At 41.5% G+C, this 21725-nt stretch carries 25 protein-coding genes; 22 read left to right on the top strand and 3 right to left on the bottom strand.

Annotated features, from left to right (window positions below; all coding sequences use genetic code 11):
* Window positions 1-64 precede the first annotated feature (64 nt).
* The 15 genes from MHI58_RS18075 (at window position 65) to MHI58_RS18005 (ending at window position 12546) form a co-directional block, all read left to right on the top strand.
* Window positions 65-916 carry a MurR/RpiR family transcriptional regulator gene (locus tag MHI58_RS18075; RefSeq protein WP_045033879.1) on the top strand — a complete coding sequence of 284 codons (852 nt, stop codon included), beginning with the start codon at window positions 65-67 and terminating at the stop codon, window positions 914-916.
* A gap of 142 nt (window positions 917-1058) precedes the next feature.
* The gene (locus MHI58_RS18070; RefSeq protein WP_082055539.1) at window positions 1059-1730 is read left to right on the top strand and encodes an RraA family protein; all 672 of its coding nucleotides are present in this window, start codon (window positions 1059-1061) and stop codon (window positions 1728-1730) included.
* Between the two features lie 11 nt (window positions 1731-1741).
* A complete protein-coding gene (locus tag MHI58_RS18065; RefSeq protein WP_045033883.1) occupies window positions 1742-2620 on the top strand; it encodes a prephenate dehydrogenase/arogenate dehydrogenase family protein in 879 nt (292 codons plus the stop codon).
* A gap of 43 nt (window positions 2621-2663) precedes the next feature.
* On the top strand, window positions 2664-3998 hold the full coding sequence (locus tag MHI58_RS18060; protein ID WP_045033885.1) for a TRAP transporter large permease subunit: 1335 nt from the start codon (window positions 2664-2666) through the stop codon (window positions 3996-3998).
* A 13-nt stretch (window positions 3999-4011) separates the two neighbouring features.
* Entirely contained in the window at window positions 4012-4278 is a 267-nt protein-coding gene (locus tag MHI58_RS18055) for a hypothetical protein (RefSeq protein ID WP_045033886.1), read from the top strand.
* A gap of 170 nt (window positions 4279-4448) precedes the next feature.
* Window positions 4449-4847: a DUF5082 family protein gene (locus tag MHI58_RS18050; RefSeq protein WP_045033888.1), complete on the top strand. Its 399-nt coding sequence runs from the start codon at window positions 4449-4451 to the stop codon at window positions 4845-4847.
* 4 nt (window positions 4848-4851) lie between these two features.
* Entirely contained in the window at window positions 4852-5130 is a 279-nt protein-coding gene (locus MHI58_RS18045) for a YwqI/YxiC family protein (RefSeq protein WP_008343583.1), read from the top strand.
* 11 nt (window positions 5131-5141) lie between these two features.
* The gene (locus MHI58_RS18040) at window positions 5142-6929 is read left to right on the top strand and encodes a T7SS effector LXG polymorphic toxin (RefSeq protein ID WP_045033890.1); all 1788 of its coding nucleotides are present in this window, start codon (window positions 5142-5144) and stop codon (window positions 6927-6929) included.
* A gap of 8 nt (window positions 6930-6937) precedes the next feature.
* Window positions 6938-7375 (top strand): SMI1/KNR4 family protein, encoded by a 438-nt coding sequence (locus tag MHI58_RS18035; protein WP_008355101.1) that lies wholly within the window; start codon window positions 6938-6940, stop codon window positions 7373-7375.
* Window positions 7376-7629: 254 nt separating this feature from the next.
* Window positions 7630-7905: a hypothetical protein gene (locus MHI58_RS18030; RefSeq protein WP_045033893.1), complete on the top strand. Its 276-nt coding sequence runs from the start codon at window positions 7630-7632 to the stop codon at window positions 7903-7905.
* 32 nt (window positions 7906-7937) lie between these two features.
* Entirely contained in the window at window positions 7938-8333 is a 396-nt protein-coding gene (locus MHI58_RS18025; RefSeq protein ID WP_045033894.1) for an SMI1/KNR4 family protein, read from the top strand.
* Between the two features lie 236 nt (window positions 8334-8569).
* Entirely contained in the window at window positions 8570-9415 is an 846-nt protein-coding gene (locus MHI58_RS18020; protein WP_045034058.1) for a lipoate--protein ligase family protein, read from the top strand.
* A 35-nt stretch (window positions 9416-9450) separates the two neighbouring features.
* Window positions 9451-9936, top strand: coding sequence for a tetratricopeptide repeat protein (locus tag MHI58_RS18015; RefSeq protein ID WP_045033895.1), 486 nt, complete (start codon window positions 9451-9453; stop codon window positions 9934-9936).
* Window positions 9937-10039: 103 nt separating this feature from the next.
* Entirely contained in the window at window positions 10040-12316 is a 2277-nt protein-coding gene (locus MHI58_RS18010) for a glycosyltransferase (protein ID WP_045033898.1), read from the top strand.
* Complete coding sequence (locus MHI58_RS18005; protein WP_045033899.1) at window positions 12313-12546, top strand: DUF5970 family protein; 234 nt, start codon at window positions 12313-12315, stop codon at window positions 12544-12546. The genes MHI58_RS18010 and MHI58_RS18005 overlap by 4 nt, the downstream gene beginning before the upstream one ends.
* A 35-nt stretch (window positions 12547-12581) precedes the next feature.
* On the opposite strand, the gene MHI58_RS18000 is transcribed toward MHI58_RS18005, so the two are convergent.
* A complete protein-coding gene (locus tag MHI58_RS18000; RefSeq protein WP_045033901.1) occupies window positions 12582-13382 on the bottom strand; it encodes an RsfA family transcriptional regulator in 801 nt (266 codons plus the stop codon).
* Window positions 13383-13624: 242 nt separating this feature from the next.
* Here MHI58_RS18000 and MHI58_RS17995 point away from each other — a divergent pair, with 242 nt between their 5' ends.
* The 4 genes from MHI58_RS17995 to MHI58_RS17980 all read left to right on the top strand — a co-directional run bounded on the left by MHI58_RS17995 (window position 13625) and on the right by MHI58_RS17980 (window position 16884).
* Window positions 13625-13846: a DUF1450 domain-containing protein gene (locus MHI58_RS17995; protein WP_045033902.1), complete on the top strand. Its 222-nt coding sequence runs from the start codon at window positions 13625-13627 to the stop codon at window positions 13844-13846.
* 170 nt (window positions 13847-14016) lie between these two features.
* On the top strand, window positions 14017-15318 hold the full coding sequence (locus tag MHI58_RS17990; RefSeq protein WP_007497716.1) for an HD domain-containing protein: 1302 nt from the start codon (window positions 14017-14019) through the stop codon (window positions 15316-15318).
* 30 nt (window positions 15319-15348) lie between these two features.
* Complete coding sequence (locus MHI58_RS17985) at window positions 15349-15849, top strand: YwgA family protein (protein ID WP_045033903.1); 501 nt, start codon at window positions 15349-15351, stop codon at window positions 15847-15849.
* A 222-nt stretch (window positions 15850-16071) separates the two neighbouring features.
* On the top strand, window positions 16072-16884 hold the full coding sequence (locus tag MHI58_RS17980) for a zinc-dependent metalloprotease (protein ID WP_045033905.1): 813 nt from the start codon (window positions 16072-16074) through the stop codon (window positions 16882-16884).
* A gap of 53 nt (window positions 16885-16937) precedes the next feature.
* On the opposite strand, the gene MHI58_RS17975 is transcribed toward MHI58_RS17980, so the two are convergent.
* Window positions 16938-17123, bottom strand: coding sequence for a 2-hydroxymuconate tautomerase (locus MHI58_RS17975; protein ID WP_008343530.1), 186 nt, complete (start codon window positions 17121-17123; stop codon window positions 16938-16940).
* A 113-nt stretch (window positions 17124-17236) separates the two neighbouring features.
* On the opposite strand from MHI58_RS17975, the gene MHI58_RS17970 reads away from it, so the two are divergent.
* Both MHI58_RS17970 and MHI58_RS17965 read left to right on the top strand, forming a co-directional pair.
* A complete protein-coding gene (locus MHI58_RS17970) occupies window positions 17237-17893 on the top strand; it encodes a site-2 protease family protein (RefSeq protein ID WP_234710282.1) in 657 nt (218 codons plus the stop codon).
* A 12-nt stretch (window positions 17894-17905) separates the two neighbouring features.
* Window positions 17906-18424, top strand: coding sequence for a YwhD family protein (locus MHI58_RS17965; RefSeq protein ID WP_012011599.1), 519 nt, complete (start codon window positions 17906-17908; stop codon window positions 18422-18424).
* A 125-nt stretch (window positions 18425-18549) separates the two neighbouring features.
* Here the strand turns inward: MHI58_RS17965 and MHI58_RS17960 are convergent, their stop codons facing one another.
* Window positions 18550-20619, bottom strand: a complete 2070-nt coding sequence (locus tag MHI58_RS17960) for a transglycosylase domain-containing protein (protein WP_045033907.1) — start codon at window positions 20617-20619, stop codon at window positions 18550-18552.
* 225 nt (window positions 20620-20844) lie between these two features.
* Between MHI58_RS17960 and speE the strand changes: the two genes are divergently transcribed.
* Window positions 20845-21675 carry a spermidine synthase gene (gene speE / locus MHI58_RS17955; protein WP_045033908.1) on the top strand — a complete coding sequence of 277 codons (831 nt, stop codon included), beginning with the start codon at window positions 20845-20847 and terminating at the stop codon, window positions 21673-21675.
* Window positions 21676-21725: the final 50 nt, after the last annotated feature.

Here is a 21725-nt window from a genome sequence, read left to right as displayed (position 1 = left end):
ACAATAAAGAGTGAAAAGAAAACACGAATCGTAGATAAAGCCGATAGGATAGGCAGGTGCTATAATGGAGGATTTAATATATAAACTTCAGCATAAGGTCGCATTTTTAACCGATGCGCAGAGGAGAATTGCAGATTATATCGTACAAAATCCAATGGAAGTCGCTTTTTTAACTGTCGATAAATTGGCTTCAAAAGTTGGGACGAGTACAGCAACGATCATGCGATTCTCTGCTGCTGTGGGGTATTCCGGTTTTTCTGAGTTCCAAAAAGAGCTTCAATCAGCTATGAAGCATAAAGCCGACCCTCAAACGAGACTGGAAGCGAATCTTAAGCATTCAAATAAGAATAAGCTCTTGCATGACCATGTAGAACTTCAATTTCAAAATATCCAGTACGCACTAGACAATATCACGGAAGAAACCTTTCAGCAGATTGTTGGGAAAATAGCCAGCGCACGCCACGTTTTGTGTACAAGTGTTCGAAGTGGAAGACCTGTTGGTGAGTATCTGTCACTCGGAATCAATCGGTTATTGGGGAATTGCCAATACATTGATGCAGACCAAAGTGATTGGGTGGATGATTTGGTTCATTTCAACTCTAGTGATTTCATTATAGCGGTCAGCTACCCGCGTTATGCAAAACGCATGAAGGACTTATTGGAAGCAGCGAAGTCTTATGGGGTGGAAGTGCTTTTAGTCACAGACAGTTACAGCTCTCCACTAACCAAATATGCACAATATGTATTACCATGTTCCTCAGCAAGTGTAGGCTCTCATAACTCTGTCGTATCTGCTATCTTTATCGTCGATTACATTTTAAGTGCCTTAGCGATGAATGATCCTGAAAGAACAAAACCACGTTTAGATCAAATCAATCATATGTTAACGAAAATGAGTTACCACACAACACATTAGTCGTGTGGAACTCATTTTTTATTTTTTTGAAAGCGCTTTACTAATTGAAAATGAGGTGGTATGATCATATCACAAAAGTAATAAATATTACTTTAATAAAAATAATTGTAATGAATATAACTCAAAGGGGATGATGGAAACAATGAGTACTGTTCATTTCGTGTCGAAGGATCTTATCACTAGGGCAAAAAAGCTTAACTCGACCTTGCTGTCAGACGTAATGGGATGCACCGGCGCGATGGATCATCAAATCAAACCAGTTGCGAAAGGCATGAATGTAGTCGGCACAGCTTTTACTGTTAGCTTACGGCCAGGGGATAATTTATTTCTTCATCAAGCGATCTACTCTGCTAAAGAAGGAGATGTACTGATTGTTGATGGGAAAGACCATAAGGGTCATGCCTATTTAGGGGAATTGATGGCACATTCAGCAAAGGCTGTAGGAATAGAAGGAATCGTGATTGACGGGCTCGTTCGCGACAAACTCGCTTTAGAGGAGCTGGCTTTGCCAATCTACAGTAAGGGATTTATGCCAAACGGACCTTATAAAGATGGTCCTGGGGAATTGAATCAAACTATCTCGTGCGGCGGTGTCAAAGTAGCCCCAGGTGATCTAGTCATTGCTGACGATGATGGAGTCGTCATCGTTCCAAAGGAAAAGGCGGAACACCTGCTGACACTAGCGGAAGAGAAACAAGCGTATGAACATCAGAGACTAAAAACGATTCAACAGTATGTGGACGAAGGAAAGCAAGACATCAGTCTCTTAGCACCGGCATGGCTGGAAGGCAGAATGAGAAAATTTCAAGGATAGGGGAATCGGTGATGAAAATAGGCTTTATCGGATATGGTGAAGCAGCATATGAGCTGTCAACGGGTTTGAAAACAGAAGGATTAGACCAATTTTATGCGTATGATGTCCTATTACAAAGTGAGAAATTAGCTGGCTCGTTGAAAGAAAAAGCATCGCAGACAGGCGTTCAATTAACGAGCAGTATTAGCGAAGTCATTGAGAAATCTGATCTTGTGATTGCAGCTGTACCAGCGAATAAAACCTTAGAAGTAGCACAATCCGTATCGGGAAGTTTGAAAAAGAATCAATTATATGTAGATGTATCGGCATCAACACCAGACATCAAAAAACAAGTAGCAAACGAAATTGAAAAGCAAGAAGCGCTATTTGTCGATGCTGCCATGCTAGGGCCTCTTCCAATCAACAAACACAAGGTTCCGATCACGGCAAGCGGCAGTGGAATTGACCAATTCATGAAAGTCATGAATGCTTATGGTATGAATATCACAAAAATTAGTGACCAGCCAGGAGATGCTTCGGCACTAAAGCTAATCAGAAGCATTTATATGAAGGGGATTGTCGGTCTCTTGATTGAATTTTTGGAAATTTCTAAAAAATATAATGTGGAACATCAAGTGATTTCTTCACTAAGCGATACAATCGATAGTAAAAGTTTTGAAGAGACCATGAACCGTCTTGTGACAGGGAGTGCATTGCATGCAAAAAGACGGGCGGTTGAGCTGCTTGGCTCTATTGAAATGCTGGATGAAGCAGAGATTGATGCCAGTATGTCTCGGGCAGCACAACAGAAGCTTGAGAGATTAGCAGACTTTCACTTTGCTGAACGATTTGACGGGGTAAAACCTGCTAGCTGGGAAGAAGTCATTGACGTGATGCAGCAGGGGGAATAATTTGTAAGCGTTTTATTTAATGAAGGGGAGGCGAAGAAACGATATGGGTTTTATTGCGTTGATTGTGTTCATAGCTGTCATCATTATATGGAATGTCGTCGTGAAGCGGAATATGGGAGAAGCCATGCTATTAGGCTTTATTGCGACCACATTATTTGGCGGATTGGATGCGTTAAGACTTTTCTGGGATGGTTTAATCTTTGCATCCACATATGAGGTGCTTTATGCAGCTGTCGCATTTGTATTCATGGCCTATTTAATCGAAAAGTTGGAATTAATTCATGCACTCTTACGAATCTTGAATTCTGTTGTAGGGAAACTTCCTGGTGGAGCAGCTTATATGAGTACGTTAGGTTCAGCAGTCTTAGGCGCTCTTTCAGGTTCAAATTCTGCAAACACAGCTGCGACTGGCTCTATCACGGCCTCTTGGATGATTAAATCCGGGTGGAGCCGGACCCATACGGCCACGATTCTAGCAGGGAATGGCGGACTTGGAGCGGCACTGCCTCCGAACTCTTCCATGTTTATCATGCTTGGGTTTGCCCCAGTTGCCGCCCTTGTATCTGAGGGAGATTTATATATTGCCCTTCTAATAGGAGGACTGTATCAAGTCGTATACCGATTTATTTTGGTGTATCTCCTGGTGAAAAAGAATAAAATTCAGGCCATGCCGCCAGATGATATTCTTCCTTTCTGGGAAGCTGTAAAACAAGGGTGGAAGTCGATCTTTATTTTTTTCGGTGCCTTGATTCCTATCATTGTCACGATTGGTCCTCTGGCAAACTATTTAAAAAGTAACCCAAACATCGGACCAGAGGCAATGGATCAAATATCTTTAATTACATGGATTCCGATTCTCATGATGCTGATTAGTTTAACAATTGGAAGAAGCAAGGCGTCTGCTTTAGATTGGTCTCAGTTTTTCAAGTCTGCCATTCCTAAGTTTACAACGATTGGCGCTTTGATGCTGTTTGCAGTGGCTGCTAGTCAAGTGCTTGCTGAATTAGGACTCGCAGAAGATTTGACGCAAATCACATCAGTACTTACCATTCCGAAATGGCTCATGGTGCTCATTGTGGGTGTTCTTGTCACACTGGTGGCAGGCCCTCTATCTTCAACAGCCACGTTAACTGCTGTTGGGCTTGTCTCATTTTCAGCTTTGATCTCAGTTGGAGTGGACCCAGTTGTGGCTGTAGTTGCCATTCTTGCTTTTTCATCAACTGAAGGCGCTTCCCCGCCTGCATCAGGGTCCATATTTATCGCTTCTGGTCTAGCAGGGGCCAGACCAGAAAAAACCTTTATCCCACTGATCCTCTATTATATGCTTCCGATCGTTGGCATTGGCTGGCTCATTGGAATGGAGATACTTCCCGTATAGAAAGGAGAAACAGATGAGAGTATTGATGGAATTCTTATTTAAAGTGCTGCTTGTCCTATTCCTAACGTCAGGAACGTTGTTGGTATTCGGTCAAATACTAGGAATACTCTTGCAAAAGGGAGATATGATCATTGCTAGTACGAACCTATTTAAAAACCCAACACTGGTGTTAAGTGCCTTTTTTAGCCTTGTCGGGTTTTCACTCCATTATATCCCTGAGAAGAAAGACGCTGCATGTAACGATCATGACCCAGCATCAGTCACTGAAACTTTAAAATAACCATCAAAAGCTGGATCCTATCGAAGGATTCAGCTTTTTTATGTGAATTAGGTATAAAAACCCAATACATACGATTCATTTTTTAGTGAATTCGTTTTCAATCATATGCCTCTTGTGCTAGTGAATGGTAACATAACGGAGGACTATTTGAGGAATAGAGGTGTTTGACGATGTCTGGAGCTATCATCGGTTATACAACAGCCTTGTATTCGTTAAAGGCAGACATATCCATAAAAAAAGAACAAATCATAGAACTGAACATGTGTCGAAAAGAAATCAAAGAAGCAAAGTCTGCTCTGGCAGATGCTAACAAGAAAATGACTCATCCAGATCTGACATCACATACATGGTTTGGCCATCTCGCAGATACGTTTGATGACATTCGAGACGAGATGGCATCCGCCAGTGAAGACATAAAAAGTGTACAGCTGACCAATCTATTGAATCGAATTGATGAGAAAATCAGCGACTTAAAATCAGAGATCCATTCATTAGAACATGAAATTCATTCGGTTGAAAGAAAAATAGAGAAAGAAAAGCAGAAACAATTGGAAGAAAAAAGAGGGTAGTCACATGAGCAGAGAAATTAAAATAGATGCCAGTCAGGTCAAACGAGTATTACAGCATGCAAAACAATCAGGCGCTCAAATGAATGCAACACTTCCAACAACCATCAAAGGAAGAAATCAGCTCCTGACGGCAGACACATTAGAAAAAATCAATCAGCAGCTGAACGAATTAAGTACATCCTATATAGACATTCTTCAGAAACAACTTGTACAAACAGAACAAGCGGTGAACACCATGATCGAAACGGACAAGGCGCTTGCTTCCAGCAGTAAAAGAAAATAAAGGAGAACGCAATGAAAACCCTTGATGCTTTTGCGCTAATAAACGGAATTGACCAAACGCTGAATACATTAAAGCAGCAATCACAACAGATTAGCTCCATAGAAAAACAAATCCAACAGATCATCTCACTTGATGGCGCACTAAAGGGAGAGGCGGGACAAGCCATCCGCTCCTTTTATACAGAATGCCATATTCCCTTCCTGCAATTTTTTCAGGTTGTCATTGAGGAATACAGCTCTGCGCTCAAACAAACAAAGCAGGCGCTTCATACACTTGAATCAAATCAGCACGGCTTTATATCACAAGCATTTATTGAACACGAACTTGATCAAGGCTTAAAAAAAGCGGAGCGAGCGATTTCTGAAATCGTATCAGAGGTGAACCACGCCATTGGCAGAGTTGGTCATATTGTTCACTTGCCAAGTGTAGACGAATCAGCTTTTCAGCAAAACTATCAAAAGGCATGGCTTGAGACCTCAAGAACCATTGGTCTGCTTCATGCATTTGACAGGGAGCAGACAAGTGCTTTGCAAGAAACAAAAAGCTCCCTTCAAACAATGAAACAATTCATCAACACGTTAAGCACCATGTTCACCGGCCCAAAAATCGACATCACGAGTTATCAAAAAGGGTCTATTTTCAAAAATGGAAAAGAAGAAAAAATAAGCAACACCATCAGTGGATTGAATGACAAAATAGACAACATGAAAGAAAACCCGATGATGATCATGCTGAAGAAACTGAGAGAGAAACAACAGGCGAATGTGGAGACGGTGGTTCGGGACGAATCTCATAAAAACATTAATCAACAAGTCACAGCAAACGATCCATCACTTACGACATTGCAAAGGGAAGCTGTGAACGGGAAAAACAAGATTCATAGAGAAATCAGGGTCGTAAATGGTAAACTATATAACGTAAAAGGCATCAAAAAGCTAAAAGAATTCGACATCGCTGATGAAGTCGTCACAGATCCGTCGAACATTGATTTTATAGGCGGGAGATACACCGTTTACGCCAATAAACAAATCATTCGAACGTATATCGCAAACGGCGAAGTAAGAATAGAAGAAGTCGACAACATCCCAGAAAGCCGCAGCCGAGGCAATGCGAAACGCATATTAGACGGTGAGGTCGTCTCAACCGCCGAAAACATCATTTTAGAATACAGCGGCATCTACGACGGCTACCGAGCCGTTACTGGCAAAGACCCAGAAACCAGCAAAAATATTAGCAGCACCGACCAAGCCCTATCCGCAGCCTCTATTATCCCATTTATGAAAATCATTAAAGGCGGGAAATATGTCTTTAAGATTGATCAAGGGAAGAATGTGGTGAAGAGGGTTGAGAAGCCGGGTAAAGGTGCGGGTGAACTTAATAAAGATTTAGCAAAAGCTTATCTTAGGGATATAGAGGCTAAAACTGGACGTAAGGTTAATAAAGATCAAATTCATCTGATTAAAGAAGCCTTAAGAAACAAAAACTATGAAAAATTGACACCAAAAGAGACTGCTAAGCATAGAAGCAAATTTACATCAAGCTTGAAAGATAAATTAATTGCAGAGTGGGAAGAAAAAACCAAACAAAAGTGGCCAAGATATAAAGAAGAAGTACTTGATAAGAATGGAGAGGTTGCTCGGAGGGTTGGTCAACCGTATGATGCTCATCATATCATAGAGAATAACTTTGGTGGCGCTCATGAGTGGTGGAATATTCATCCGGCTAAATATCCTAACGAACATCAATCAGGGATACATGGAAAGGGAGCTCCATCAGGTAAACTATTTCCAAGGAGGTAAAATAGAATATGGCTAATTTTAAATTTATTAATGAACTAGAAAATAAAACTTATAAGGTATCTGAAGATGATATTTTAAAAGCTGAACAAAGAATGGATATAAGTTTTCCAAATGATTTAAGACAGTTATATTTAGAAATTGGCTATGGTTTTATTAAAGGTCAAAGTGCTAACTCAATAAATAGAATTATGGGACCAGGGACAGTAGCAGATATTAGATTAAGAGAAGGTGTTTTTGAATTTGATCCAGATTTAGATGAACTTTTTGATGATGAAAATAAACTTATTTTTTTTGAAGTAAACGAAGGTGTTTATATTTCATTAGATTTAAAATTAGTTAATAACCCAGTATATTATTTTGATACTCAAATAGCTGAATCGTTAGAGGATTTTTTCAAAAAGTTTCTCAATAATAATGAATATTATCTAGATTTAATTGAGGATTAGACTTAATCGGAATAAATAATGAAAATCAATAGACCTTGAATGGCTATGACTTGCTTTTCAAGGTTTTTTACTTTATTTTAATCAACTACTTTATGCGAAATAATATCACTTTGTTTGCCAATAAATAAAGAACTGTTCCCATAGATAAAACTGCTGCCTATTGTTCTAGAAAATGGTAAAATAGGTTTGATATCTAGAGGAATAAGGAAATATCAAGTTTTGTAGTAGGTAGTCAAACAGGGAAAGGAATTCATATGGAACGTAAACAACACAAAAACAAAAAAACAGTCAATTGGCTATTAAGCATCAGTGTTCTTCTCGTCATTGGGACAGCTTTTATGAGAGGGGTTTATGTCCCACATGCCGGTTCGGATTATCGAGGTTTTCCCATTGATTGGCTAGTCCTGCATTCAAATTATGGTGTTGAATTTCTATTTTTTGGTTTTATACTCGATGTCATCATTTTCTATTTTCTATTAAAAGTGCTCCTGCGGGTGTATAAAAGAATTATGCCAAAATCAGCTGAATAAACGCTTGTACATCCTTTTAGGGGGCTTTCAAAATGATTCATTTTTCTCAGATTCCCAACCTGGTCATAAACAAACCAGCAAGTGATATACATATCAAAGAGGCAGAATCCGAGTTAAACATGGTGCTGCCCCATACATATAAAGCATTACTAAAACAGACAAATGGATGTTCCGTCGAAGGCGACGTTCTACTATATGGAACTGAGGAAATAGTGGAACGCAATGCAACATGGGAAGTCCATCATTATGCCAGCGGCTATGTAGCCATTGGTGACGATGGCGGTGGGCGAGTACTTCTCATGCGGCAGGCAGAAGAGGAGAAAAAAGTGTGGATCGTCGATGCTGGTGTGATGGACCCTCAGCATGCGGAATTGGTGGCTGAAGACTTGTTAAGCTGGGTAAGTCACGGCTGTTTCATAGAAGTTTAGTCTATTAAGGAGATGATCGATTTGCCGTGGAACACATTGATCGCTGCGGGCCTCGTGGTTGGGGTTCCTGTCGTTTTGATTGCAACTGTTTATTTCATCTCGAAAAGGAAGAGCAAGAAAACCAAAGCATCCAGTTGAAAAGCTCTGTGACGTTCCTTGTCATAGAGCTTTTTTCTCTCTCATTCTCCCTCCATGTTATAATAAACACAGTTTATGAACGAGAGGATATGCAGGACATGAAAAATGAACCTATTGAGTTATTGACACAGCCGACATGGCGAATCATAGATCAATCGAGCCTTGGTCTTTATGTGGACCCGAAGCAATCTTTTGCGATGGATGATACGCTTTGTGCGTCGGTCGGGAAAGGACTCTCACCAGCGACAGCGCGTTCTTGGGTACACCACAATACGGTCGTTCTTGGGATTCAGGATACAAGACTTCCATTTCTCCAAGAGGGTGTAAAGCTTCTTGAGGAAGAGGGATATCGCGTCATTGTGCGCAATTCAGGTGGTCTTGCTGTTGTGCTGGATGAAGGCGTACTAAATGTGTCTTTAATCTTTGCGGAACAAAAGAAGGGCATTGATATTGACCGTGGATATGATGCGATGGTGGAATTGATCCGCCGGATGCTGTCGATGTATGAGGTGGACATTGAAGCCTATGAAATTGTCGGCTCTTACTGTCCAGGTAGCTACGATTTGAGCATCAATGGAAAGAAATTTGCCGGCATTTCTCAGCGTAGATTACGCGGAGGGGTCGCTGTGCAAATCTATTTGTGTGCAGATGGAAGCGGTCGAAAACGAGCTGATTTGATTCGCCGTTTTTATGAGGCGGCCTTAAAGGATAGAAGGCATGAGGTGAAAGCGGTATTCCCTGATATACAGCCTGATACGATGGCATCTCTATCAGAATTAACTGGAGAACCCATTGATTGTGCGCTTCTCATGCGTCTTTTACTAGAAGAACTTCAAAAACTGAGCGAGCAACTGACTGCTTCAGGGTTGACCACCGAGGAACAACTGGAGTTTGAGAAGAACATGACACGGATGATTGAGCGGAATGAGAAAGTGTTCTCGTAAACATATCGTCCCATCTTAAAAATAGGGGTGATGTAATGGAAACGAAACTTCTGAAAGCTATTGAACTTCGAGAAAGTGGACATCTTCAAGAATCCAATGACATGCTCATTCGTCTTGTAGAAGAGTATCCAGATCATGCCTCCATTCACTATCAATGTGCTTGGAGTTATGATGTGTTAGGGAAGGAAAAACAAGCTGTCTTTTTTTATGAGAGGGCCCTTGAACTAGGTTTGTCTTCAGAAGAAAGAGAAGATGCTTTCTTAGGATTAGGAAGTACATACAGAACCTTAGGGGAATATGAAAAGTCAAAACAATTATTCCTCCATGCGATGGAAGCTTATCCGCATAATAAAGCCATTCAAACGTTTTATGCCATGACTTTGTATAATTTAAATGAACATAGCAAAGCAATGGAAATATTACTGAACTGTTTAACTGAAACGACAAATGATCCTGCTATTTTGAGTTATCGAAGGGCCATTGATTTTTATTCAAATCAGTTAGATCGATTGTGGAAATGATTTATATAGAAATGGAGGGGCAATCTAATGGAAGAATCCCCTCCTTTGTTATGACATTTTATATGTGATAGTCCTTTATGACATAAGAAAGAAGGAAAATGTATTGTCATTCATCACCACGTATTACCCGCTGTTTATGCTTTGTATGTTGTCTCTGTTGTATATGATATATCGTATACAGCCAATGGCCTCTACTGTGAAAAAAGTCATCATTGTGCTATGTGTGTTAACAAATGCTGCCTATATTTGCTGGCGTCTCTTCTTTACATTGCCGCATGAAGGTACTTTTAATGTTGTCATGGGCATTTTGCTTGTTGTCTGTGAATGCATTGGGTTTATCCAGTTGCTTGTGTTTTATACACTTGTTTGGAAGCCTTCAAACCGGAAACAAGTCATGATCAGTGATCTTGAAAGGCTGCCAACAGTTGATATTTTCATAGCTACATATAATGAACCAATTGAGGTGCTGAAACGCGCTGTTGCAGGTTGTTTGAATCTCTCTTATCCGAAGGAAAGCGTTCAAATTTATTTATGTGATGATGGCAATAGGGAAGCTGTAGCGCAGCTTGCTTCTGCGTTCGGTGTTCATTATCTGACAAGAACAGATAACAGATTTGCTAAGGCAGGTAATTTAAATCATGCGATGTCTCAAACGGATGGAGAGCTGATTCTGACACTTGATGCAGATATGGTCCCTCTTCCTTCCTTTTTAGAAAAAACAGTGCCCTATTTTCATGATGGAGCAACTGCGTTTGTTCAAGTTCCACAGGCGTTTTATAACGAAGATCCTTTCCAATATAATATGTTCTCGAAAGATCGGATTCCAAATGAGCAGGACTTTTTCATGCAAACTCTCCAAGCTGGTAAGGATCGGTTTAATGCCGTTATGTATGTTGGGAGTAATACGGTATTTAGAAGAACGGCATTAGATGAAATTGGCGGATTTGCTACTGGAGTGATTACAGAAGACATGGCAACAGGAATGCTTCTCCAAGGGAAATTCAAATCTGTGTCTGTCGGAGAAGTATTAGCCGTCGGTCTGGCACCTGAAAGCTGGCTTGATCTGTTAAAGCAAAGAGATCGCTGGTCGAGAGGGAACATTCAGTGTGCCCGTAAGTTTAATCCTTTGAAGGTGCGCGGCTTAACGCTTATGCAGAGAGTTCTTTATTTAGATGGCATTGTGTATTGGTTTAACGGTTTGTTTAAAATGATTTATATTCTCACACCGATTTTGTTTTTATTGTTTGGTATTCAAAGTTTCTGGGCAGATTTCCAGTCCGTTTTCATGTTTTGGCTACCGGCATTCTTTAGTTCCTATTTAGCATTTAAACTTGTGTCGAATCAAAAGAGAAGCATGTTTTGGAGTCATATTTATGAAAGTTCTATGGCATTCCACTTAGCTGGTGTGGCACTCAGTGAACTGTTCTTGAAAAAACGTGTTGAATTTCTGGTGACACCGAAGGGAATTCAAACGGACAAAAGACATTTTCATTTGAAAACGATGATTCCCCATCTGATCTTCTTGCTGCTCTCATTGCTTGCCCTTGTGAAAATAGGTTACGATGTGAAGGTAAATGGGACGATGAACGCTGATCTCATGTTGATTAATATTTTTTGGGTGCTTTATAACGGTGCAGGCTTATTCATGGCACTGCTTGTGGCATTTGATCGACCGCGTTATCGGAAATCAGAGCGGTTTGTCATTGAAAAAGAGGGGCATCTTCGTTCTGATCATCAAGATCAGTCGATTGCTTGTTTTCTACTAGATATGAGTGATTCAGGTGCACGTCTATCCATTCCATTGGACCAAGCGTCTTCTCTTTATCAAGGACAAACGCAATTGTTTTTTTCAGAGAATGAAAGCGTGTCGTGTGACGTGGTTTGGAGCTATCCAGAGGGAGACCAGCTGATGGTTGGTGTTGCTTTTACTGACACACAAAAATCAGAGTATTTATCACTGATCCGTTTCTTATTCACACGAGAGCATGTAGCAATGACGGATCGTGAGAAAAAATCGTATGCCGTTCGGACGTTTCTCCGCTTTTTAAGAGAAACGGAGAAGGTACCAAAGGCTCTACGGCGCAAATGGATGAGAAGGCCATTGCAAGGTGTGACAGGCACGATCGCCTATGAGGACCGACTAGAAGAGAAGGTGCCGGTGATCATACATGATATCAGTTTATCTGGGTGCAAAATTGAGTTTGAAGATTCAATTGAATTAAATGGGAAAGTGCTGATCACCATTGACACAGAGTCTCTAACGGATCAGCCGGCGATTGCGGTTTGGACATCACAAAAACGCAGACGTACAATGGCTGGACTCAAGTTTGTTCAGCCTGAAATCAAGCAGATAGAAGAAAGAGAGGGAGTGGTTTCTTGAAATCTAAAAACGGCAGTTACCTCTATTTACTATGGCTTCCTGTCATCATAGGAGCCGGTTACGGCATTTCGCTTTTCGTGCCGTTTCTTCAGCCTGTACTGACGCTTGGTATCGCAGGGCTTTATATTTTTATGTTTGGTGATTTTCAGGTGAGGCAAGTCAGGTACATTTTTATGTTCGTCTTCTTGATCAATGTCCTTTTTAGCGTGATGCTGTTTTTGGGTATTTAAAAAAGTGCTTCCCGCAGGTGGGGAGCACTTTTTGGTTATTCAGCCATTTTTTCAAGGTTGCCGTTACGATCCATTTTAAAGGTTGGTGCGGCACTGTCGTCCTCTTCAAACAAAACTAGTTTTCTTGCACGGTTCATGATTTTGACGAGTGTTTCATAATCTTCTTGAATCGTGAGCTGATCCTTTTCAAGCTTTTTCACTTCAGCTTCTAGCTGCGACACTTTATGTGAAAGTTCATTGTTTTCTTGTTTTAACCGGCTGTTTTCCATGCGTAAGGCAGAAGATTGCTGCCCATTGCCTTCATAGCGGCGTAAGAAATCAATGATATCTTCAATGGTTAGCTCTTGGCGCTGCCCAAATGGATTGGTTTCTGGCTTTTTCTCTGTCACTTGAGAAGCCTGTGACAATAAATGTGATAAACTAGCTAACTCTTCATTGTAGCTTTGATCCACAAACTGAAGCTGTTCGGCTGTTTCGGCTGCAGGTGCAAACGTTTCTTCTTGCGCAGGTTCCAGTTCTTGAGAGAACTCTTCCTGTGTGATCGTTTCTTCAACTTGCGGCTGATAGAGCAAACGTTTTTTCGCAGGCTGCCCATTGCCGAGTGCACGCATGCGTTGTTTACGCTGTTTTTTGGCAAGTGCCAATGCTTTTTCATATTGATGCCTCACGACAGCATTCCATCTAAATCCGCATGCCGCTGAGGTACGGTTTAGCTTGTCTCCCACTTCTTCAAATGCGTTCAGCTGTGTACTGCCCTCTCTGACGTGACGTAAGACGGTTTCTGCCAGAAGGAGATCATTTTCCTCTGACCAAGCATCTTGTCTTTGTTTTGACATGTGTTTAAACCCCCATAAGATTTGATGGTATTAGATTAGCCAAGTTGAAGAAGGTTTATACAAGTTTGCTAAAAGGATAGTGGAAAATACTAGCTTTTATGTGAATACGTCTCTGTGCTGACAATGCATCTTGCAACTCCAGTCGCTTCGATGTACAATGTTGGGTGGTATATTATTCACTCTTAGTTGTCCAACTGTTTCATATAGAATGAAGTTTCATCATTGAAAGGAAGCGTAAGAACATGGCTAATGAGTTTCGCGTATGTGACGATTGTGGTGCGACGAACCTAAAAACGTTATTGCCTCGACTTAAATCGGTTGACCCTGATGCAAAAATTGAGATTGGCTGTCAATCGTATTGCGGTCCAGGACGAAAAAAGGCTTTTGCGTTTGTGAACAATCGCCCATTATCCGCACCAACAGAAGATGAGTTACTCGAAAAGGTTCAAAAAAAAGTCAAATAAATGTCACTGAATGTGTTCAGTCGACCTAAAAAGAGGTCCGTCCCTGTCAGGTCGGGCTTTTTACGTCCGTTCAATCTATGAGAACACATTCGCTAGCAAATTCAAGGATGTTTTCGGGAAAAGTTACCCGATATAATAGAAACACGTCTTAAAAAAAGAGGGACGAAACGATGGCGTATCCAAAAGGGAAATTATCCGAAGAAAAGGTATTTAAAGATCCTGTGCACCGCTATGTTCACGTACGGGATGCATTGATATGGGATTTAATCGGAACGAGAGAGTTCCAGCGCCTTAGACGAATTAAACAGCTAGGCACCACTTATTTAACGTTTCATGGGGCAGAACACAGCCGATTTAATCATTCACTCGGTGTATACGAGATTGTCAGACGAATTGTGGATGATGTGTTTAAAGGAAGACCCGAATGGGATGAAGGGGAGCGTGAGCTTGTACTGAGTGCCGCCCTGCTTCATGACCTTGGACATGGTCCGTTTTCTCATTCCTTTGAAAAGGTCTTTCATTTAGATCATGAATCGTTTACAAGAGATATCATTTTAGGGCAGACGGAAGTAAATGAAGTGCTGCGCCGGGTTAGTGACGATTTTCCAAAGCATGTAGCAGAAGTCATTGCCAAAACGTATCAAAACAAACAGGTGGTCAGTTTGATTTCAAGTCAAATTGATGCCGACCGAATGGATTACTTGCAGCGTGATGCTTACTATACAGGCGTCAGCTATGGTCACTTTGATATGGAACGTATTTTACGCGTGATGCGTCCAAGAGAAGATCAGATTGTGATGAAACAGAGCGGGATGCATGCCGTAGAGGATTATATTATGAGCCGCTATCAAATGTACTGGCAAGTCTATTTCCACCCAGTGACACGCAGTGCGGAAGTCATTTTAACGAAAATTCTCCATCGTGCAAAAGAGCTGCATGAAACGGGATATATTTTCACACATGCCCCTGTGCATTTTTATTCGATTTTTGAAGGGAATGTCACCACAGAGGACTATATTAAGCTGGATGAATCCATTGTCTTATTTTATTTTCAGGCGTGGGAAGATGAAGAAGATCACGTGCTGGCTGATTTGTGCCGCCGTTTTATGAACCGCCGTTTATTCCAATATACAGAGTTTAATCCAAATGAAGAAATGACGAAATATTTCAAGCTGACGGCTTTGTTCAAAGAAGCAGGAATTGATCCTGACTATTATTTAGTGGTCGACTCTTCCTCTGATTTGCCTTATGACTTCTATAGACCGGGCGAAGAAGAAGAACGGCTGCCGATCCATCTCTTGACGCAAAGTGGTCATATTAAAGAACTGTCGAGACAGTCAGATATTGTTGACGCCATTTCCGGTAAACGAAGAACCGATCATAAACTTTATTTCCCGATGGACTTAATTGTAGATATGTCGGAAAAAGCTGAAGAAAAGAAGGCGATCATGAAGCTGCTTGGATTGGGATAAGGAAGTACTGAAAAAGGAGATGTCGGGAATTTGTTGAAAGAGCATGCAAAGTTGATGAAGGTGTTCTCTGAATCTGGGGAAATCGTTGGACGGAAGAAGCTGCAAAAAATGATTTACATAGCAAAAAAGCTAGATTTGCCTTTTTACGAGAAATACGATTTTCATTTTTATGGCCCCTATTCAGAGGAGTTGACGCTCAGAATTGAAGAGCTGTGCAACCTTGGATTCTTGGACGAAATGAAGGAAAAAAAGGGCGGATACTTTCAATATCGCTATTCGCTGACGGACAATGGGAAAGAGTTTCTCGATCAGTGTGAAGTGGACATGCCTGACCTCAAAGTACTGACGAAGCAGATGAATGAGCAATCGTCTCGCTTTCTAGAGCTTGTCTCAACGATTTTATACTTTGACGATCTGCCAAAAGATGAGGTAAAGGAAAAGGTCTTCACCATTAAAAGCAAGCAGCGCTATACGGACGAAGAATTTGAGGCGGCTCTTGCGTATATTGATCAGTTGAAGGAATTGAACTAACTTTGCAAAAGCCCAATTTTTGGGCTTTTTTTGTTTTGTAAGACCCGGACCGAAAGCGCTATTTTGAATAAAATGTGTGTCAAAATATCCGAAAAATTAGTGAAAATGACATGTTTCGACTTTCTTCCTGTATATCCAATTCCCTGTTTTTGACTGAATAGAAGGAAAATGGTGAATTTTCAGTGAATATATAACCTTGTGAAAAACAAAGGAGGGATAGGAATGAAAAAGCGTTCAGTCTTTTTGTCATTTTTATTGGTAGGTAGTTTGTTACCGGGGGTAAGTTCAGCATCTGCACCAGTTGCAAGTGCAGGTCATGGGCATGATCATGGTCATGCGCCGTTTGAAACACATATTAGTGAAGGGTTGCCAAAGGCAAACGATTTTAAAGATTTGACAAAGGCACCTCCTATTGAAAGAGATGTGACAACAAAGATTTTAGATGAGTCTGGTAAACAGGTAGGGTCTAGAACCTTTAAAGCAAATACAGGAGATTCGATTTCAACAAAAGCTAGTACAGGCAGTCAGAAAGTGTCCGTCTATGCAGTAGCTGATGCGCAGTATCGTGCGAAATACAGTGATTGGCAGACGCGCATTGTCAGCATCATTGAGCAAGCGGATGTGACATTTAACCGTGATCATGATGTGGACTTTGTCGTACAAGCCGTAGGATCTTGGACGTCTTCAGGATCAAATGCATCACAAATTTTGTCTAACCTTCAGCGCAGCTTTGATGGCAGAGGCTACGATTTTGTCACAGGATTTACAGCAAATCCAAACTTTGATGCTGGCGGAATCGCTTATGTCTACAATAGTGCACCAAGCGGAAGTGCATTCGCCGTTAACCTTGACCAAGGAACAGCGAATACAGCAAAAGCGGCTACGCATGAATACGGCCATAACTTTGGCTTACCGCACGACCCTCAAGGAAGCGGCATTGTCTGCTTAATGAATTATGATTATTCCTACACAGTCGATTTCTTCGATGCGGCTCATAAAAATCAGGTGAACCGTAATAAAGCTTGGTACAGATAAGGTAAGAGAAAAAAAGGACAAACACCGAAAAAGTGTTTGTCCTTTTTATATGCTTACAGGTCGCTCATTCGCTTTCCTGCTACAGCATAATGTTCTTTTTTCATCTCTTCAATAATGACAGAGACTTTTTCTGCACCTGCGCCTGTTGTTTCAACAACGGCATCTGTGACTTTCTCCACAAGAGCTCTTTTCTGCTCATCTGTTCTTCCTTCAAGCATTTGAACGGTGATAATCGGCATGATGGCAACCTCCTTTTTCCTGTAGTGCTACGCTTCCCTTTAGTTTAAGGGACTTCTTATAGTATACTGAATGAAGTAAATCATTGTATAGAAAGAAAGAGGGATTCATGCCTTTGGACCAATTTCTTGTTTATCCATTAGAACTGATTCCATATGTCGCCATTACGCTTGTTGTGGCTTTTACGATGCACGAGCTTGCGCATGCATATGTTGCGTATCGTTTTGGAGATCCGACAGCTAAAAATCAAGGGAGACTGACGCTCAATCCATTGAAGCACCTTGATATTTTCGGGACGATCTTGATCTTTGTGGCTGGGTTTGGCTGGGCGAGGCCTGTACCTGTGAATCGGTACCATTTCAAAAACCCGCGCTTAGCAGGAATCTGCGTCTCGATTGCAGGCCCATTAAGTAACTTGGTGTTGGCGTTTCTAGGCTTTTTTGTGTATGTGCTTCTTCAGAAATTTGGCGGGGAGTCGCTGATGCGCTTTGAGCCGGGGGTCGATTATTTCTTCCAAATCTTTATTAACTTGAACGTGATTTTGTTCCTATTTAACTTATTACCGATTCCGCCGCTGGATGGATATCGTATTATTGAGGACGTTGTCAGTCCCGGCATCCGTGCAAAGATGACGCAATTTGAACAGTATGGGATCATCATTTTCCTCATCTTCGTCATCACACCGCTAGGTCAGTTTGTTTTTGTTCCATTGATCGGAATGCGGGATCAAATCATATACTGGTTTAATCTTATTTTGAAGCCGCTGCTTTAGGAGGTCTAATGAATGGAAGGTAAAAAGAAGAAACCAATTGGTTTTAATATCATTAAAAAAACAGATGCAACGGATGGGCATGGAGGTTTTGGGGCAGGTGCCCTCAGCCTTGATAATATCTCGCCGGTGATCATTGATGTGGAGGAAAAGGAAGCCGTCATTGATATTGGTGCGATGCATGCAAGAAGTGCCGTCGAAAAAGGAATTAAATTTTTAAAAACCAAAGAAGAGGTACCTAACGGAAAACCGTATTGGCTCGTATGGGTGACGATTGACCGCAGAGAAGAGGGGCCATATTATGCAGGAGTCACAGCTTGTGAAATGACAGTTGACCGCTCGATCCGCAGAGGATATAAGTCACTTCCTGAGCATGTGAATTTAATGGATAAATCCATGAAGCGTAAAATCGTTGTCAGTCATATGGATGATGTATCGAAAAAGGTGCTCGCTGATTTCTTGAAGAGTCACAATGAAGCGTTATGGGAAGCATCTACAGATGAATTAAAAGAAGGATTGGCTGTTCCTGAGTAATTGTGAAATTTTTGTGAAGAATGATGAATGGATACCAATTCCAAGCGTTTTTTCAGTAAACTGGTGTTAAAGCTAGGACATGGAGAATCCCGAGATGCAGATCTCGGGGTTTTTCATGTCCATTTTTAACGTTTCAGCCACTTTTCCCACCATTTCTTAGGCTGTTGATCCTGAGCCGTGTCTTGCTCAGAAGCTTTGTTCCCGGCACCATAGCAGACACCGGTCGGCTCCGTTCCTTCTATAAAATAGGTGAACACCTTTGATTCGCATCCTGGGCCTGCGAGATCACCGGTTTTTGGATTGATATATACGCCTTTTACACCGTCTGGCGGCATGAAGGAGGAGGCTGGCTGGTTTGAGAGGGCTGATTCCATAAAGGAAGCCCATATCTTTTTCGCATAGGCGGTTTCTTTGACCGAGTCAATGGTGCGTCCTTTATCGTAGCCGGTCCACACACCTGTGACGAGTTGGGGAGAGAAGCCGATCATCCAGCTGTCAGCACCTGTCGTCCCCGATTTCCCTCCATACGTTCTGGTAAGATCTTTTGAAATGGTACGACCTGTGACACTTGTATAGCCATTTAATTGATGATTGAACATCCCTGACATCATGTCAGTGGTGACAAATGCTGCTTTTTCATCTAGTACTTGCTCTCGTTTTTGTTTCTCCTCAAAGAGTACGTTGCCCTTTGCGTCCGTTACTTTCGTAATAAAGGTTGGCTTGACGCGTTTTCCTCCATTGACCAGCATCGCGTAAGCATTGGTCATTTCGATTGGTTTGACAGGTGAAGTACCTAGCGCAAGTGAAGGCACTTGATCTAGTTTTTCGTGAATCCCGAACGTCTTGCCTGCACGTACAAGCTGTTCCATTCCTAAAAATAGATGGGTTTTGACCGCATAAATGTTATCAGATAGAGCCAAAGCCTGAAGCATCGTAATACCGTCATTGGCGTAATAGCCGTGATAGTTGCTTGGTGAATAAGTAGCCCCGCTTCCTTGATCATCCAGTTCAAAAACAGTTTCTTCACTGCGCATCACGGTTGCTGGTGTAAACCCATTTTGCAAAGCCATGTAATAGAGAAGTGGTTTCATTGTTGAACCCGGCTGTCTTTTCGCTTGTGTGACCCGATTGAATGGGCTTTTCTCGTAATCTCTTCCGCCTATGAGGGCGAGTACATGCCCTGTTTGGGGATGGATGGCAGCAAAGCCGATTTGGATATCTGATTCAGAATCCATGATGTTGGTTAAAGTCTTTTCAGCGATTTTTTGTAATTCAGGTTGTAAGGTCGTTTCGATATGAAGACCATACGTTTCAATTTGTTCCTCGGTTAAGCCCAGCGTTTGTTTCAGTTCACGAATCACATCATCATAAAAATACGGGGCCTGCTTTGCTTGCAGCTGCTTTTGTTTGAGCGGGCGATAGGACAGCTTTTCCTTGCTGGCATCAGCAGCTGCTTTTTTCGTAATCATGCCATCCTCTTGCATTTGCTGTAGGATCATCTTTTTTCTTGATTCGGCTCTTTCTTCATTCACATAAGGGGAGTAGAGAGAAGGCCCCTTTGGAATACCGGCAAGCAAGGCAGATTCAGCTAAAGTTAAGTTCTTCGCTTTTTTCCCGAAGTAAAGGCGGGATGCCGCTTCCACACCGTATGCGCCGTGACCATAATAAATGGTGTTCAAGTATCCTTCCAATATCTCATCTTTTGTATAGTTTTGTTCTAAGCGGATGGTGTAAAAGGCTTCATTCCACTTTCGCTTCCATGTTTTATCATGATCTAAATATAAATTTCGTGCGTACTGCTGGGTGATCGTGCTGGCGCCTTGTACTTTTGCCATTGCACGAATATCTGCCACCGCAGCACCTGCCATTCGTTTCACATCAAAGCCGTGATGCTGATAAAAGGTTTTATCCTCAACCGCGACCACTGCCTGCTGTATATGAGGGGACATGTCCTTTAACGGAATCCAGTATCTCTTTTCTCCAAAGCTCGATTCGCCAAGTTTAGACCCATCGGCTGCATAAATGGTCGTGGATTGGGGAACTTGAACAGAGGGAGCGCCTTGCCACTTAGCTAGTAAAAGAATCGTCAAAAAGACTGTGCCTGCAAATAGAAAAGCGAGCAAGCCGATAAAAAAACAGGCCCGAATCGTTTTCACGGTCATGCGGATTTTTTTATTACTCATGATTGTGTCCATGCAAAGCCCCCATTTTGACGGTTTTTTAACAGTATGGGACAAAGAAAACCGTTTTAAACAGGCGACTGCAAGGGTGTGCTTTAAAAATGAAGTTATCTCATGCGGTTCTTTACAATTTGATATGAATCCACTATACTTTTTTCTTGGACAATCGATATAGTCATAGCCGATAAAAGGCGCTAACAATAGATGTTTGTTTATTATTGGATGAGAGGAAGATGAACAATGAGCGAACTTTGGTATACAGAGAAGCAAACGAAGAATTTTGGCATTACATTGAAGGTAAAGAAGACCCTTCACACAGAACAAACAGATTTTCAGCATTTAGAAATGGTGGAAACAGAAGAGTTTGGCAATATGCTGTTTTTAGACGGTATGGTGATGACATCAGAGAAAGATGAGTTTGTATACCACGAAATGGTGGCACATGTTCCTCTTTTCACTCATCCAAACCCGGAAAATGTTCTTGTCGTAGGCGGAGGAGACGGTGGTGTCATTCGTGAAATCCTGAAGCATCCAAGTGTGAAAAAAGCGACACTTGTTGATATTGATGGCAAGGTCATTGAATACTCGAAGAAGTTCCTTCCTTCAATTGCTGGGAAACTAGACGATCCTCGTGTAGAGGTGAAAGTCGGAGACGGCTTTATGCACATTGCAGAAGCCGACAACGAATATGACGTGATCATGGTTGACTCAACTGAGCCAGTTGGACCAGCTGTGAACTTGTTCTCTAAAGGTTTCTATGCAGGAATCTCAAAAGCACTCAAAGAAGACGGTATTTTCGTTGCACAGACGGACAACCCTTGGTTCACACCTGAGTTAATTACAAATGTACAGCGTGATGTAAAAGAAATTTTCCCGATTACCAAGTTATATACAGCGAATATCCCAACATATCCAAGCGGTCTTTGGACATTTACTATCGGTTCTAAGAAGTATGATCCACTTGCTGTAGAAGACAGCCGCTTCTTTGATATTGATACGAAATATTACACAAAAGAATTGCACAAAGCGGCATTCGTTCTGCCGAAATTTGTGAGCGACTTAATCAAATAAATCAAGCGAAGTGGAAATGCGCAAATGACCGTTTGCGCATTTTTTGAAGC

Origin of the sequence: Bacillus sp. FSL K6-2869, assembly GCF_040869405.1 — a bacterium.
In the GTDB taxonomy this organism is placed as follows: domain Bacteria; phylum Bacillota; class Bacilli; order Bacillales; family Bacillaceae; genus Bacillus; species Bacillus altitudinis.
Note: the sequence above shows the minus strand (reverse complement) of the source record. Positions and strands in the feature narration are given on the sequence as shown.

Coding starts and splice junctions, on each gene's coding strand:
- speE (WP_045033908.1), top strand. CDS start 20,845: ATGAGCGAACTTTGGTATACAGAGAAGCAAACGAAGAATTTTGGCATT.
- MHI58_RS17975 (WP_008343530.1), bottom strand. CDS start 17,123: ATGCCGATTATCACCGTTCAAATGCTTGAAGGAAGAACAGATGAGCAG.
- MHI58_RS17965 (WP_012011599.1), top strand. CDS start 17,906: ATGGAAGGTAAAAAGAAGAAACCAATTGGTTTTAATATCATTAAAAAA.
- MHI58_RS18045 (WP_008343583.1), top strand. CDS start 4,852: ATGAGCAGAGAAATTAAAATAGATGCCAGTCAGGTCAAACGAGTATTA.
- MHI58_RS18055 (WP_045033886.1), top strand. CDS start 4,012: ATGAGAGTATTGATGGAATTCTTATTTAAAGTGCTGCTTGTCCTATTC.
- MHI58_RS18060 (WP_045033885.1), top strand. CDS start 2,664: ATGGGTTTTATTGCGTTGATTGTGTTCATAGCTGTCATCATTATATGG.
- MHI58_RS18075 (WP_045033879.1), top strand. CDS start 65: ATGGAGGATTTAATATATAAACTTCAGCATAAGGTCGCATTTTTAACC.
- MHI58_RS18040 (WP_045033890.1), top strand. CDS start 5,142: ATGAAAACCCTTGATGCTTTTGCGCTAATAAACGGAATTGACCAAACG.
- MHI58_RS17995 (WP_045033902.1), top strand. CDS start 13,625: ATGGCTAATGAGTTTCGCGTATGTGACGATTGTGGTGCGACGAACCTA.
- MHI58_RS17990 (WP_007497716.1), top strand. CDS start 14,017: ATGGCGTATCCAAAAGGGAAATTATCCGAAGAAAAGGTATTTAAAGAT.
- MHI58_RS18035 (WP_008355101.1), top strand. CDS start 6,938: ATGGCTAATTTTAAATTTATTAATGAACTAGAAAATAAAACTTATAAG.
- MHI58_RS18050 (WP_045033888.1), top strand. CDS start 4,449: ATGTCTGGAGCTATCATCGGTTATACAACAGCCTTGTATTCGTTAAAG.
- MHI58_RS17980 (WP_045033905.1), top strand. CDS start 16,072: ATGAAAAAGCGTTCAGTCTTTTTGTCATTTTTATTGGTAGGTAGTTTG.
- MHI58_RS18000 (WP_045033901.1), bottom strand. CDS start 13,382: ATGTCAAAACAAAGACAAGATGCTTGGTCAGAGGAAAATGATCTCCTT.
- MHI58_RS18070 (WP_082055539.1), top strand. CDS start 1,059: ATGAGTACTGTTCATTTCGTGTCGAAGGATCTTATCACTAGGGCAAAA.
- MHI58_RS18030 (WP_045033893.1), top strand. CDS start 7,630: ATGGAACGTAAACAACACAAAAACAAAAAAACAGTCAATTGGCTATTA.
- MHI58_RS18025 (WP_045033894.1), top strand. CDS start 7,938: ATGATTCATTTTTCTCAGATTCCCAACCTGGTCATAAACAAACCAGCA.
- MHI58_RS18065 (WP_045033883.1), top strand. CDS start 1,742: ATGAAAATAGGCTTTATCGGATATGGTGAAGCAGCATATGAGCTGTCA.
- MHI58_RS18015 (WP_045033895.1), top strand. CDS start 9,451: ATGGAAACGAAACTTCTGAAAGCTATTGAACTTCGAGAAAGTGGACAT.
- MHI58_RS18020 (WP_045034058.1), top strand. CDS start 8,570: ATGAAAAATGAACCTATTGAGTTATTGACACAGCCGACATGGCGAATC.
- MHI58_RS17960 (WP_045033907.1), bottom strand. CDS start 20,619: ATGGACACAATCATGAGTAATAAAAAAATCCGCATGACCGTGAAAACG.